This is a genomic window from Convivina praedatoris (genome assembly GCF_933208495.1).
In the GTDB taxonomy this organism is placed as follows: domain Bacteria; phylum Bacillota; class Bacilli; order Lactobacillales; family Lactobacillaceae; genus Convivina; species Convivina praedatoris.
Window position 1 is genome coordinate 15,948 of record NZ_CAKOET010000005.1, and the last position, 13,157, is coordinate 29,104.

Sequence of the window (13,157 nt, forward strand, 5' to 3'; positions counted from 1 at the left end):
GTAATACATGACAAATCCTAATATTGATTTAAAACCGTTAAGTGAGTTTATTGTTGACGAAGCCCCGGAACGTTATATCTATGATATGAATTCTGGTAAACATGAAGTGGCAATCGCCACCAAAGGTCTCCAGGTACGTTATGGGGATAAGCTGGCGCTGAGCGAAGGTGATTTAAGTTTTGAGCGTTATAAAATTACTAGTTTGATTGGGGCTTCAGGTTCTGGAAAATCAACTTTTCTACGTTCATTAAATCGAATGAACGATGATGTTGCTACAGTTAGTGGTAAGATTATGTACCGCGGATTAGACATTAATTCGGCTGACATTGATGTCTACGAAATGCGCCGTCATATTGGTATGGTCTTTCAAAGGCCAAATCCATTTGCTAAGTCAATTTATGACAATATCACTTTTGCCTTAACTCAACGTGGCCGTTATACCAAGGAACAGTTGGATGAAATTGTTGAGACTAGCTTGAAACAAGCGGCTTTGTGGGACCAGGTTAAAGATGAGTTAAATAAATCGGCCCTAGCTCTTTCTGGGGGACAAGCACAGCGTCTGGTAATTGCTCGTGCTTTAGCCTTGAAGCCCGATATTTTACTGTTGGACGAGCCTTCGAGTGCTTTAGATCCAATTTCTTCTGCTCAAGTTGAAGATACACTGTTAGAGTTGAAAAAAGATTACACAATTATTATTGTGACGCATAATATGCAGCAAGCGGCTCGAATTAGTGATTATACTGCGTTCTTCCATATGGGCCGTGCAATTGAATATGATTTAACTCGTAAGATCTTTACCCGTCCTAAAGTAGCGTTGACAAATGACTATATATCAGGTAATTTTGGATGAAAAATCAAGATAATATTTTAATAACGCGTGATGTACGGCTTTGGTATGGACAAAAGGAAGCCTTGCATGGAATTGACTTAGACTTTCCTCAAAAAGGAATTACAGCCTTAATTGGACCGTCTGGTTCTGGTAAGTCGACTTATTTGCGGGCGCTGAATCGGATGCATGATTTAGAAGATAATGTAACGGTAACTGGCTCCTTTACTTTTGATGGTAGTGATATTTATGCGCCAACTACGGACACCGTGGAATTGCGCAAGAAAATTGGGATGGTTTTTCAACAACCTAATCCCTTTCCATTTTCAATTTATGACAATGTTGTCTTTGGCTTAAGACTAGCTGGTGTACGAGATCGCCAGACTTTGGATGAGGCCGTAGAAAAGTCATTAAAGGCCGCTTCCATTTGGAAAGAAGTTAAAGATTCGCTTAATAAGTCGGCTTTGGGACTATCGGGTGGTCAACAACAACGTGTTTCTATTGCCCGTGTTTTGGCTACTTCCCCAGAATTGTTACTATTAGATGAACCAACCTCGGCTTTGGACCCGGTTTCTAGTCACAATATCGAAGAAACTTTGATGAATTTGCGTGATCAATATGCCATGATTATTGTGACGCATTCTATGTCACAGGCATCGCGAATCTCAGATCGAACGGCTTTCTTTTTGGATGGTGATTTAATTGAAGTTGATGATACACGTAAGATTTTCTTGGATCCGAGTCAAAAGAAGACCCAAGATTATATTAGTGGACGTTTTGGATAATCTAACAACAGAGAGGTAATAGAATGCGACGTTTATTTGATGAAGAGTTAGCTGATTTAGATAGTTCTTTTACAGAAATGGGTGAAATTACCGCTAAGACAATCCAGGCTGCGGTACAATCCTTTATTAATCACGACCGTGAAGGGGCTCACAAAATTATTAATAATGATTTTAAAATCAATGAGCGCGAAGCTGCTATTGAAAAAAAGTCATTTGAAATGATTGCACTTTACCAACCGGTTACAACTGACTTGCGTGAAATTGTTACTATCTTAAAAGCAGTTTCAGTTCTGGAACGGATGGGTGATCAAGCTCGGAATATTGCGACTTCAACAATTCGAGTGAAGGGTACCAAGCACATTAAAAAGGTTGAAGAGCAACTAGGTGAAATGGGTGAGTTAGTCGCTCAAATGGTTTCTGAAGTGATGTCTTATTACGTTCAAAACGAGGCCTTAGGGGCTGAAACAATTGCTGCTAAAAACCATGAGTTATCGAATAATGCTGCTCAAGTGCGAACTGATTCAGTCAATGCCATGAAAGAAGATGCTCAATTAGTTGATTCAGCGGCCGATTATTTGGTTATCGCTGGATATATTAAGCGTATTGGCGATTATACGACCGATATTGCTGAATGGATTGTTTATAAGCGGACTGGAAAAATTATTGAATTAAATCCTGGTTATAACTACTTTATTTAGTCTAAAGTGCCCTTCGGGGGCTTTTTTTATTTATGGGCTTATTTTCGTGACTTGACTGAATTTGCTATAATAGTAATATCAACGGGTCATAGCTAAAAAGTTTCGACCTGTTTATATCCGGAGGTAAGATGCGTTTTATTACTAATGTAATTATTAATATGGCTGTTTTTTTAGCCTGTTCGATGCTCTTTCCAGTTGGTTTTCAACTAGCCGACATGCTGACAGCCTTAGTAGCTGCTATATTATTAGCTACTTTAAACATTATCCTTAAACCAATTTTATTTGTTTTATCTTTACCAATTTTAGTGCTCACTTTTGGACTATTTACAATCGTGATTAATACAATTTTGCTAGAGATAACAGCTCATCTGTTAAATGGATTTGCATTTACTAATTTTGGTTGGGCAATGTTAGTGGCAATTATTTTAGCCGGTGTTAATTTTATTTTTAATGACCGAAGTAAGTTAAAGATTGAGAGATATTAAGATGGCACAAAATTCAGTGACCGTTAGAGAATTAGTTAATAATACCCGTTTGAAGATTGTTGCGGGAAAAGAATATTTGGATCGACCAATTACGACTTCTGATATTAGCCGACCAGGATTGGAAATGACTGGGTATTTTAATTACTATGCTCCTGAGCGAGTTCAGTTATTAGGAATTACAGAAACCTCATTTTCAACACGAATGCAACATGATGAATTATTAATGGTTTATCGGAAGATGGCTAATGCGAAGACACCGGTTTTTGTGGTTTCAACTAACTTACCAATCAGTGATGAGTTAAAGCAGGCCGCTAGTGAGGCGCATATTCCGATTTTAACTACCTCGTTAACTTCTTCGCGGATTTTATCTAATATGACCTATTATCTAGGAGATCAGTTGGCCCCACGGGAAAGCGTTCATGGGGTATTAATTGATGTCCACGGAATGGGTGTTTTAATTACTGGGGATGCTGGAATTGGCAAAACAGAGGCCGCTTTGGAACTGATTCAGCAGGGAAAAGCTCGTTTGGTAGCTGATGATCGGGTTGATATTCATCAAGAAGATGAAGAACGTTTAATTGGGGAACCAAGCGAAGTTTTGCGAAACATGATGGAAGTTCGTGGGGTTGGTATCATTGATGTGCAACAGGTGTATGGAGCTGTTTCTGTACGTTCCCATGCTTCGATTATGATTAACATCCATTTATCGAATGGACGTATTGGTGAAGAAAATTTTGACCGTTTAGGTAATGAAAATGATTCCCTAGAAATTTTAGGTGTTAAATTAAAGCGTATGGTTGTACCGGTGACTCCTGGTCGTAACACAGCGAGTGTTATTGATGCAGCGGCGGTTAAGTTTAGGACCACTAATATGGGCTTTGATGCGCTAGAGACTTTGGAAAAGCGAATGACAGCTGAAATTAGTAAGAATGAAAAAATTGATGCAAAGGAAAAGCAAGAAAACAATGACTAAAATTGCTGTCTTAGGGGCTGGTTCATGGGGAACTGCACTGGCCAATCGAATTGCCAGTAATGGCTTTTCAACGGTCTTATGGTCACACCGGGCTGAGCAAGTTGAAGAAATTAACCAAACTCATACTAATGCTGATTATTTACCTGGCACCCAACTTTATCAGGGGTTGCAGGCAACGGCTGATTTGACCGTTGCCATAGATGGAGCTGATATTATTTTAGTGGTTGTACCAACTAAGGGTATTCGTGAAGTCGCTCAAAAATTAAATAAAGTGTTATTAAATTTACAGCATTCTGCCATTGTCGTGCATGCTACCAAGGGATTAGAAGAGGGGAGTCACAAGCGAATTTCTGAAATGTTGCTTGAGGAAATGGAGGCAAAGACTTATACTGCTATTGCAGCTATATCTGGGCCTTCCCACGCTGAAGATGTGGTGAAAAATGATTTAACTGCGGTTTCAGTGGCTAGTCCAGACCTTAAAGCTGCGCAAGCTATCCAAGCGGTATTAGCTAGCCCAACCTTTCGACCATATACTAATCAAGATTTATTAGGGTCCGAATTAGGTGGGGCCTTAAAAAATATTATTGCGATTGGCTCAGGCATGTTAGTTGGCCTGGGATATGGCGTAAATGCCCAAGCGGCTTTGCTAACACGTGGTTTAGCGGAATTACGCCGCATTGGTGTGGCAATGGGCGCTCAGGCAGAAACATTTCTGGGACTGGCTGGTATTGGTGACTTAATTGTGACCGGTATGTCGGCTAATTCACGGAATTATCGGGCCGGCTTTGCCTTGGGACAAGGACAATCTTTACCAGAAGTCCAAGCCCAGATGGGAATGGTAATTGAAGGGGTTAATACAACTAAAGCTGTTTTTGAGTATGCCCAACAGCTTGACCTTGAAATACCAATTACCCAGGCCATTTATCAAGTGCTCTATCAGCAAGCTGATATTAGGGCTGAAATTGAAGCTTTGATGACTCGGCCGCTAAAAAGTGAAAATTAACATACAGGTGAGAAAGTAGGATACATTATGAAACCAGTGCGTAAAGCAATTATTCCGGCTGCCGGCTTGGGAACTCGTTTTTTACCAGCAACTAAGGCCTTGGCAAAGGAAATGCTCCCAATCGTTGATACACCAACGATTGAATATATTGTTCGGGAAGCAATCGCTTCTGGAATAGAAGATATTGTCGTGGTTGATGGGAAATCTAAGCGGTCAATTGAGGATCATTTTGACTCCAATCCAGAATTGGAAGATAATTTAAAACAAAAAAACAAATTAGAACTTCTAAAAGTAGTTGAAGAAACGACTGACATTAATATGTATTTCATTCGTCAGTCCCATCCTAAGGGACTAGGGGATGCAGTTTTAACTGCTAAAGACTTTATTGGTGATGAACCCTTTGTGGTTTTGTTGGGTGATGATTTAATGCAAGATGATGTGCCTTTGACCAAGCAATTGATTGATCGTTATAACCAAACTGGCGAATCAACGTTGGCCGTTATGGAGGTGCCTCATTCTCAAGTTTCTGAATATGGGGTGATTGATCCGGCGACACGGGTAACAGATGATGGCCTTTACCGGGTAAAGAGCTTTGTTGAAAAGCCCCGTCCCGAAGATGCCCCTTCTGATTTGGCTATTATTGGTCGTTATCTCCTTACGCCAGAAATCTTTGAAGAACTTGAGAAGACTAAACCTGGTAAGGGTGGAGAAGTCCAGTTGACTGATGCCATTGATTCTCTTAATGACCGTCAGCACGTTTATGCTCACGAATTTAAGGGAGAGCGTTATGATATTGGCTCAAAGATTGGTTTCTTGGAAACTAATATTGAGTTTGGCTTAAAGCATCCACAAACTAAAGACCAGTTGCGAGCCTATATTAAGGAACTAGCAGCTAAATTGTAATTGAGATGAAAGAGGAGGTAAGTGCAAACCTCTTTTTTTGATAGGTGGAGTGAAATATGACGGAAATAAAACAATATGACGTAGTAATTATTGGTGCCGGCCCTGGTGGTATGACGGCTGCCACCTATGCCTCCCGTGCTGAGCTATCTGTGGCAATGATTGATCAGGGGATTTATGGGGGACAAATGAACAATACCGCTGAGGTAGAAAACTACCCTGGTTTTGATAGTATCATGGGTCCTGATTTAGCTGAAAAAATGTATGCCTCCTCAACACAATTTGGGGCTGAATATACTTTTGGCCGAGTAACCGGCATCGAATTGCTTGATCACAACCGTAAATTAGTCCGGACTGATATGGGGGATTTAGAAGCTAAAGCAGTTATCATTGCAACCGGATCAGAACATACGCATCTCGGTGTCCCTGGTGAAGAAGCTTATCAGGGCAAGGGAGTTAGTTACTGTGCGGTTTGTGATGGAGCCTTTTTCAAGGGAGAAGATGTTGCGGTGATTGGTGGTGGCGATTCAGCAGTGGAAGAGGGACTTTACTTGGCTAATTTGGCCCGTTCGGTTACAATTATTCACCGACATGATCAATTAAAAGCACAGCCTATTTTACAAGAACGTGCTAAGAAGAACGATAAAATTAAGTTTCTCTGGCATACTGAAGTACAGGCGATTGAAGGGGATGAACAGGAAGTTCAAAGTTTGTCCTTAATTAACAATCAAACTCAGGCTTTGAGTACCATGTCTTTTGCTGGGGTCTTTATTTACATTGGCTTAAAGCCTAATACTCAAGCATTTCTTAACTTAGATATTGTTGATCAACACGGTTGGATTCCGACTGATGAGCAGATGGCTACTAAGATTCCCGGTATTTATGCTATCGGGGATGTACGTCAAAAGACCCTGCGTCAAATTACAACAGCGGTTGGTGATGGCGGAATTGCCGGACAAGCAGTCTATGAATATGTTAGTCAGTTAAATGATTAATGATAATAAAAAAAGCAGTTGCCAGATGGCAACTGCTTTTTTACTGAAGATTTATTTAACGATTTCGCAAAATTCTACGATAACGCCATCAGGACCTTGGACATTGAAAAACTTAATGCCTTTATCCCAGAATGGTAAATGTTGAACTTCTGAATCGATTAAATCAAAACCTTCTGCCTTAGCGGCCTTAAAAGCAGCATCAGCGTCAGTAGTATTCATTGAAATGTGGTTGATAGCACCGGCTTTACCAGCGACTTCATCAGCCTGCCAAGTTTCAATTACAAGGTGATTACGCTTCATGAAAATCACCTTACCCACTGGGAAATCACCTGTTTTTTCAAAGCCAAGTGATTGCCAAAAGGCTTCCGCTTGCTTTAAATCTTTGGTTGGAATTCCAATGTGTTGAACATCATCAAAATAATCTGTAAAAGCCATATTATCAATCATGTAGCCAATTTATCATTAACTACATACTCCTTTCAAATACCTAAATTAATTTTCAACGGAAATTGCTTGGTGCTTTAACTTAGGGAAGATGCTCTTATCTGCCCAACCAGTGATATTTCCCTGCAATAAGAATGCAAAAATGGTACCTAGTCCATAATTACTAAAGTCTGGATAAACAATCAAAGCAATGATACCGATAATGGTTGGTGGAATGTAAGAAACCCACATGGCAATTCCGGCATTTCCATTGAAATATTTAAAACGTAAAATCTGCATTAAATCATCAGCAGGATGGAGAACAATATTAACACGTTGGTAGATAGAAATAGCAATCGCAATGAGGGCTACCCCTGTAAAGTTAAGGAGAACATATAAGATGTCCATACCCCAACCATGGGCCTCGGGTAAAATATTGGCAAATGCAGTGGCAAAGATACTAATCAAAGCTGAAAAAGGCACCATGAAAGCTAAGTTTCCCAGGAACCGTTTCCAATCTAGCCGACGCTCTAACACCATGTTTAAGATTGCAACCAACATACCAACTACGAAGAAGACAATCGATAGGGTGCCAGGCTTACCGCCTAGGAAAGAAACATTCCAACCGTTTTGGGCGGCAGTCCAGTAGGCTGATCCTAGAAAAGCAGGATGAATCTTTTGGCTAGTAACAATGGTTAAAACATTTCCCATTGAGTTAATAACTAGGGAAAAAGCAAAGAAAGCTAGGGAGGAACCCCACGACATGGTGCGGGCACTTTTCTTCATGATTATGCCTCTTCGCCGCCAACCTTAACAACAGCCTTAGAAACAACACCAAGACGGCCATTTACAAAGTCATCAACTTGCTTGTAATCCAATTCGTGAGACATCAAAGGCTTAACGTTAAGCTTACCAGATGAAAGCAAAGCTAATGAATCTTCAAAAGCGTTAGGGTTGATGAATGAACCTTGGATAGTAAGCTCCTTTTGGAAGACTTCATAGGTGTTCATTTCAAATTTGGCATCGGGACCACCAACACCAAACATCAATACTTGACCACCACGAGCAGCTGACTCGATGGCCATTTCTTGGGTTTGTGGCAAACCAACGGCTTCGATGACAACGTCGTATTCACCAGTAGGTACTTGATCACCCTTAGCAGTGTTGAAAGTGTTCTGGGCACCAAATAATTCCTTGTTCATTGCCAACTTTTCATCAACGATACCAGCCAAATCAACTTGGTGAATACCGTAAGCTTGTAAGATTTGAACGAAAAGTTCACCCATGAATCCGTCACCAATTACCAAAGCCTTTTGGTATGGTGATGGCTTAAGCAACTTGATACCGTGCACGGCACATGAGATTGGTTCAACAATTGCAGCTGACTTCAAATCAACGTTGTCAGGAATTGGGTAAACAACTGAAGCTGGAGCAGTGAAGAATTCTTCAAAACCACCGTTACGTGTAACACCAACTGCTGAAAGGTTCTCACAAAGTTCAGGACGGGCAGTGTGGCAATACTTACATTCACCACAGTAGATGTTAGGGTCAACAGTAACACGGTCGCCAACCTTTACGTTAGTAACGGCTGAACCGATTTCTTTAACAACCCCTGAGTTTTCGTGGCCCAATACGATTGGTGGAACAGCATCAGCTGAACCAGGCAAACCAGCATATAGGGCGTGGTCAGTACCACAGATACCAGCAAAGGCAGTGTGAATCAATACCTCGTTGGGCTTTACTTCGGGCTTAGCAATATCTTGAACTTCAAGTTGCTTCTTACCAGTTAAAACAAGTGCTTCCATGAAGACTTCTCCTTTTCAAATCCTTAGTTTTAAGATGCAACGTCTATGTTAAACCGGTAACAATGGTGTGTCAACTGCCATTTAAATTTTTTAAAAAATAAGCAATACTTTGTTATTAAAAATACATATAAAAAGGCTTGATTTCACTAGATTATGGCTACTAAAAGCTTTAACTTTGATTGGTAATTGATAAGGTATAATAAATGTTACTAAGTGATGGTTGCGATACTTTGTGATTTACATGTTAATAATAGTAGGAAAGGAGTTAAATATGCTGTTTGAACGAGAAATTATGGCCGATCCCTTAAACGCTGAATTTACTAAAAAAGGTTGGCATCCGGTTTATTGGATTGATAAATCGGCGCGCATTCTAATTGTTGGCCAAGCACCAGGACGTAAGGTTCAAGATACTGGGATTATGTGGAATGATGCCAGTGGGGATCGTTTACGGGAATGGTTAGGAGTCGATTGTGATACTTTTTATCATTCGGGCTTGTTTGCCGTTTTACCAATGGATTGCTACTATCCTGGCAAAGCTAGTAGTGGGGATAAACCGCCACGCAAGGAATTTGCTGAGCAGTGGCATGCCCGCATGTTAGCTAAAATGCCGGACATCCAACTAACAATTTTGATTGGTTCTTACGCACAACGTTATTATTTAGGACTTTCTCGTCAGAATCGGATTACTGATGTCATCCAAAACTACCAAAGCTATTTGCCAAAATATCTGCCCATTGTACATCCCTCACCGCGTAATAATATTTGGTTAAAACGCAATCCATGGTTTGAACAAGACGTGATTCCTGAATTACAAAAAAGGGTGCAAGCAATTATGAAAGAAAGCTAAGTTTTTTAGTATGTTACTTTTTTAATTGGTAAAATGTTAATTAGAATAACAATAACTAGGAGGAATAATAAATGACGCAGGAGAGTAATCTGCAGAAATGGCAGGCAGCTAGTTTGCCAGTCGATTTAGCACAGGAATTGGCAGCCTATACGCCTGCTGAACAAGAGGATGCTTTTTATCAAGATTTAAGCTTTGGAACTGCCGGTATGCGGGGATTGATGGGTCCTGGTAGTAACCGGATGAATATTTATACGGTCCGCCAAGTGACCGAAGCCCTAGCGCGTTTTATTGATGATCAGGGAGCTGAGGCTAAAAAACGTGGGGTCGTCATTAGTTTTGATTCCCGTCATCATTCCCAAGAATTTGCCCAAGAAACAGCGCGGGTTTTATCACAACATGGAATTCATGTTTATTTATTTAGCTCCTTGCGTCCGACTCCTGAACTTTCTTTTTCAGTACGTTATCTAAAGGCTTTTGCCGGTGTCATGGTAACGGCTTCTCATAATCCTAAGGAATATAATGGTTACAAGGTTTATGGTGAAGATGGTGGTCAAATGGTGCCCGATGCTGTGGCGGCTGTGGTTGCTAAGCGGGCTGAAATTCAAGATATTTTCACGATTGCTACTGATGAAAAGGAAGCTAATGTGGATATTGTCGATGATCAACTTGATAATGCTTATCTAAAGGAAATGAAGACCGTTACGGTTGATCCAGCCTTAGTGGCTGCCGAAGGATCACAGTTAAAGTTTATTTATTCACCTTTGCACGGAACTGGTCAATACATTGGCGAAAAAGCGCTACAACAGGCTGGTTTCACTAACTACACGATTGTTAAAGAACAGGCCATTTTGGACGGTGATTTTCCAACTGTTAAAAAGCCTAATCCTGAAGATCCTGCGGCTTTAGCCTTGGCTATTGAATATGCTAAGCAAAATGGTGCTGATGCAGTGGTTGCCACTGATCCTGATGCTGATCGGATGGGCGCTGCTGTCCGTTTGGCTAATGGTGAGTATCAAGTATTAACTGGAAACCAAATTGCCGCGGTTTTGGTTAACTACCTATTAACTGCTAAGAAACAGCGCCAAGAATTACCTGACAATGGCGCCATTGTTACTTCGGTTGTTTCATCTCGTTTTGCTTCAACGGTTGCCCAAAGCTTTGGGGTTACTACTGTAGATGTGTTAACTGGCTTCAAATATATTGCCGAGATGATTGATCGTTTTGAAGCGACCGGCGAACATCAATTCCAGTTTGGTTTTGAAGAAAGTTTTGGTTATTTGGTAAAGCCTTTTGCCCATGATAAAGACGCTATTCAGGCCTTGGTTTTGTTTGCTGAAGTAGCGGCTTATTACAAGTCTAAGCAACAAACCTTTGCCGATGGACTGGAAGAACTCTTTGAACGTTACGGTTATTTTGAAGAAAAGACTGTTAGTTATGAGTTCCCTGGTCAACATGGTCATGAAGAAATGGCAGCAATTATGAGTACTTTCCGTCAGGAAGGACCCAAGACCATTGGTGGTCAGTTAGTCCTAGCTACACAAGATTTTGCTAGTCAAACTGAGTATGATCGTGATGGGGCTACTAAAACTTTGCCACAACCTAAGGCTGATGTTTTGAAGTATTGGTTGGCTGATGGTTCTTGGGTTGCTTTGCGACCATCTGGTACTGAACCTAAGTTAAAACTCTATGTAGGGGTTACCGATGATAGCGCAGCTGGTGCGCAAACTAAATTAACTGAAATTGTTAATGATATGGAAGTTGCTTTGAAAAAGAATTAGACAGATTTCGGAATATTTGCTACAATAACAGACGGCTAAGAGCCAACAATTAACGGCAATCCGCTGTGCGTGGAGCCTACGGGCGAGTGTATGATTGGCGATCAGGAGAACGACATGCGTCAAAATAGTATTTTAGAAAATGTTACTTCAGCCCAGTTACGTACTGATATCCCAGTATTCCGCGCTGGAGACTCTGTTCGAGTTCATGCTCGAATCGTCGAAGGAACTCGTGAACGTGTTCAGTTATTTGAAGGCGTTGTAATCAAGCGTAAGGGTGCTGGTATTCAAGCTACCTATACTGTTCGTAAGATTTCTTCAGGTGTTGGTGTGGAACGTACATTCCCACTTCACTCACCTCGAGTTGATAAGATTGAAGTCACGCGGTTCGGTCATGTTCGTCGTGCTAAGCTTTACTACTTGCGTGCCTTGCAAGGTAAGGCTGCTCGTATTAAAGAGCGCCGTCGCGATATTTAATAATGAAGGGTCTCCACTTAGTGGAGACTTTTTATTTGTTAGAAGGAATAGTTATGGGTGAGTTTTTAACAACTAGTGATTCACGTAAAATATTGCATGTTGATCTGGATGCTTTCTATGCTCAAATTGAAATGCGCGATAATCCCCGTTTGAAAAAAGTACCGTTGATTGTCGGTCGTGATCCGCAACAATCACATGGGCATGGGGTCGTAGCTACGGCTAATTATTTGGCTCGAGAACTAGGCGTACACTCGGCAATGAGTACGGTAGAAGCTATACGTTTGGCACCACAGGCGGTTTTTTTACCGCCTAATTTTGATAAATATCGCCAAAATTCACGTCAAATTCATGCTATTTTTCATGCCTATACCGATAAAGTTGAAGCAGTTGCCCTAGATGAAGCTTATCTGGATTTAACAAATCATGCTTTGAGTGGCGCTACCTTGGCGGCTAAAATTCGACATGCGATTTTAAAAGAAACTAAATTAACGAGTTCGATTGGTATTTCGTATAATAAGTTATTGGCAAAATTAGGTTCTGAATATAATAAACCTAATGGCGTTACGCTGATTGATCATCAAGATGCACAAAGTTTTATGGCTTGTTTACCAATTGAAAATTTTCGTGGTGTTGGTAAGCAAACATTACGTAAACTGTTAGCGATGAATATTCATAATGGGCTGGACCTCCGGCAATTATCCCAGGATCAGTTACGGGCTGATTTTGGTAAAATGGGAGAACACCTTTATTGGCAAGCTCGTGGGGTCCATTTTGGTCAAGTTGATTGGCAGCGACAACGTCATTCAATTGGTAAGGAAGCAACCTTTGACAGCCCCCTGCGTACTAGGGCTGAAGTAAGCATTGAATTTCAGTCTTTAGCGAAACGGGTTGTTGATAATATGCAGGCTAAAAAAATGGTTGGACGAACCTTAAACATTAAAATGCGGGCTGATTCTTACCAAACCATTACTCGGGCAATTACCTTATCAGAGCCCTGGCAGCTAGATGTTAGTAATTTAGCCCGTAGGGCCCAAGAAATATTTGATAGTAGTTTTGAAAATGATTTTTCAATTCGTCTATTGGGGTTAACTTTTAGTAATTTACAAAGTAATTCATATGTTAATCTTTCCCTATTTGATGATTAATAAGTAGCACAACGTCAATT

Annotated in this window: 15 protein-coding genes; 12 read left to right on the forward strand and 3 right to left on the reverse strand. The window is 40.7% G+C overall.

The window, feature by feature from the left end; genetic code table 11:
* The first annotated feature begins 7 nt into the window (after positions 1–7).
* The 8 genes from pstB (M4974_RS05405) (at position 8) to trxB (ending at position 6,665) form a co-directional block, all read left to right on the forward strand.
* Positions 8–850, forward strand: a complete 843-nt coding sequence (gene pstB / locus M4974_RS05405) for a phosphate ABC transporter ATP-binding protein PstB (RefSeq protein ID WP_248706461.1) — start codon at positions 8–10, stop codon at positions 848–850.
* A complete protein-coding gene (pstB, locus tag M4974_RS05410; RefSeq protein ID WP_248706462.1) occupies positions 847–1,611 on the forward strand; it encodes a phosphate ABC transporter ATP-binding protein PstB in 765 nt (254 codons plus the stop codon). The genes pstB (M4974_RS05405) and pstB (M4974_RS05410) overlap by 4 nt, the downstream gene beginning before the upstream one ends.
* A gap of 23 nt (positions 1,612–1,634) precedes the next feature.
* Entirely contained in the window at positions 1,635–2,309 is a 675-nt protein-coding gene (phoU, locus tag M4974_RS05415) for a phosphate signaling complex protein PhoU (protein ID WP_248706463.1), read from the forward strand.
* 128 nt (positions 2,310–2,437) lie between these two features.
* Positions 2,438–2,794: a phage holin family protein gene (locus tag M4974_RS05420; protein ID WP_248706464.1), complete on the forward strand. Its 357-nt coding sequence runs from the start codon at positions 2,438–2,440 to the stop codon at positions 2,792–2,794.
* Position 2,795: 1 nt separating this feature from the next.
* On the forward strand, positions 2,796–3,767 hold the full coding sequence (gene hprK / locus M4974_RS05425; RefSeq protein WP_089938677.1) for an HPr(Ser) kinase/phosphatase: 972 nt from the start codon (positions 2,796–2,798) through the stop codon (positions 3,765–3,767).
* Positions 3,760–4,770 carry an NAD(P)H-dependent glycerol-3-phosphate dehydrogenase gene (locus M4974_RS05430; protein WP_248706465.1) on the forward strand — a complete coding sequence of 337 codons (1,011 nt, stop codon included), beginning with the start codon at positions 3,760–3,762 and terminating at the stop codon, positions 4,768–4,770. The genes hprK and M4974_RS05430 overlap by 8 nt, the downstream gene beginning before the upstream one ends.
* A gap of 27 nt (positions 4,771–4,797) precedes the next feature.
* Positions 4,798–5,673: a UTP--glucose-1-phosphate uridylyltransferase GalU gene (gene galU / locus M4974_RS05435; protein WP_248706466.1), complete on the forward strand. Its 876-nt coding sequence runs from the start codon at positions 4,798–4,800 to the stop codon at positions 5,671–5,673.
* 56 nt (positions 5,674–5,729) lie between these two features.
* On the forward strand, positions 5,730–6,665 hold the full coding sequence (gene trxB, locus M4974_RS05440; protein WP_248706467.1) for a thioredoxin-disulfide reductase: 936 nt from the start codon (positions 5,730–5,732) through the stop codon (positions 6,663–6,665).
* A gap of 51 nt (positions 6,666–6,716) precedes the next feature.
* Here the strand turns inward: trxB and M4974_RS05445 are convergent, their stop codons facing one another.
* The 3 genes from M4974_RS05445 to M4974_RS05455 are packed head-to-tail and all read right to left on the reverse strand — an operon-like array spanning position 6,717 to position 8,893.
* Entirely contained in the window at positions 6,717–7,100 is a 384-nt protein-coding gene (locus tag M4974_RS05445; protein WP_089938846.1) for a VOC family protein, read from the reverse strand.
* Between the two features lie 57 nt (positions 7,101–7,157).
* Entirely contained in the window at positions 7,158–7,874 is a 717-nt protein-coding gene (locus tag M4974_RS05450; protein ID WP_248706468.1) for a fructose permease, read from the reverse strand.
* A 2-nt stretch (positions 7,875–7,876) separates the two neighbouring features.
* Entirely contained in the window at positions 7,877–8,893 is a 1,017-nt protein-coding gene (locus tag M4974_RS05455) for a zinc-dependent alcohol dehydrogenase family protein (protein ID WP_248706469.1), read from the reverse strand.
* 271 nt (positions 8,894–9,164) lie between these two features.
* Between M4974_RS05455 and M4974_RS05460 the strand changes: the two genes are divergently transcribed.
* The 4 genes from M4974_RS05460 (at position 9,165) to dinB (ending at position 13,137) form a co-directional block, all read left to right on the forward strand.
* Positions 9,165–9,740, forward strand: a complete 576-nt coding sequence (locus M4974_RS05460; protein ID WP_248706470.1) for a uracil-DNA glycosylase family protein — start codon at positions 9,165–9,167, stop codon at positions 9,738–9,740.
* 71 nt (positions 9,741–9,811) lie between these two features.
* The gene (locus M4974_RS05465; protein ID WP_248706471.1) at positions 9,812–11,518 is read left to right on the forward strand and encodes a phospho-sugar mutase; all 1,707 of its coding nucleotides are present in this window, start codon (positions 9,812–9,814) and stop codon (positions 11,516–11,518) included.
* Between the two features lie 114 nt (positions 11,519–11,632).
* A complete protein-coding gene (gene rplS, locus M4974_RS05470; RefSeq protein WP_089938692.1) occupies positions 11,633–11,992 on the forward strand; it encodes a 50S ribosomal protein L19 in 360 nt (119 codons plus the stop codon).
* 53 nt (positions 11,993–12,045) lie between these two features.
* Positions 12,046–13,137: a DNA polymerase IV gene (dinB, locus tag M4974_RS05475; RefSeq protein ID WP_248706472.1), complete on the forward strand. Its 1,092-nt coding sequence runs from the start codon at positions 12,046–12,048 to the stop codon at positions 13,135–13,137.
* Positions 13,138–13,157 lie beyond the last annotated feature (20 nt).

Excerpts from the sequence above, each read along its gene's own strand:
- pstB (WP_248706461.1), top strand. The coding sequence starts at position 8 with ATGACAAATCCTAATATTGATTTAAAACCGTTAAGTGAGTTTATTGTT.
- pstB (WP_248706462.1), top strand. The coding sequence starts at position 847 with ATGAAAAATCAAGATAATATTTTAATAACGCGTGATGTACGGCTTTGG.
- phoU (WP_248706463.1), top strand. The coding sequence starts at position 1,635 with ATGCGACGTTTATTTGATGAAGAGTTAGCTGATTTAGATAGTTCTTTT.
- M4974_RS05420 (WP_248706464.1), top strand. The coding sequence starts at position 2,438 with ATGCGTTTTATTACTAATGTAATTATTAATATGGCTGTTTTTTTAGCC.
- hprK (WP_089938677.1), top strand. The coding sequence starts at position 2,796 with ATGGCACAAAATTCAGTGACCGTTAGAGAATTAGTTAATAATACCCGT.
- M4974_RS05430 (WP_248706465.1), top strand. The coding sequence starts at position 3,760 with ATGACTAAAATTGCTGTCTTAGGGGCTGGTTCATGGGGAACTGCACTG.
- galU (WP_248706466.1), top strand. The coding sequence starts at position 4,798 with ATGAAACCAGTGCGTAAAGCAATTATTCCGGCTGCCGGCTTGGGAACT.
- trxB (WP_248706467.1), top strand. The coding sequence starts at position 5,730 with ATGACGGAAATAAAACAATATGACGTAGTAATTATTGGTGCCGGCCCT.
- M4974_RS05445 (WP_089938846.1), bottom strand. The coding sequence starts at position 7,100 with ATGGCTTTTACAGATTATTTTGATGATGTTCAACACATTGGAATTCCA.
- M4974_RS05450 (WP_248706468.1), bottom strand. The coding sequence starts at position 7,874 with ATGAAGAAAAGTGCCCGCACCATGTCGTGGGGTTCCTCCCTAGCTTTC.
- M4974_RS05455 (WP_248706469.1), bottom strand. The coding sequence starts at position 8,893 with ATGGAAGCACTTGTTTTAACTGGTAAGAAGCAACTTGAAGTTCAAGAT.
- M4974_RS05460 (WP_248706470.1), top strand. The coding sequence starts at position 9,165 with ATGCTGTTTGAACGAGAAATTATGGCCGATCCCTTAAACGCTGAATTT.
- M4974_RS05465 (WP_248706471.1), top strand. The coding sequence starts at position 9,812 with ATGACGCAGGAGAGTAATCTGCAGAAATGGCAGGCAGCTAGTTTGCCA.
- rplS (WP_089938692.1), top strand. The coding sequence starts at position 11,633 with ATGCGTCAAAATAGTATTTTAGAAAATGTTACTTCAGCCCAGTTACGT.
- dinB (WP_248706472.1), top strand. The coding sequence starts at position 12,046 with ATGGGTGAGTTTTTAACAACTAGTGATTCACGTAAAATATTGCATGTT.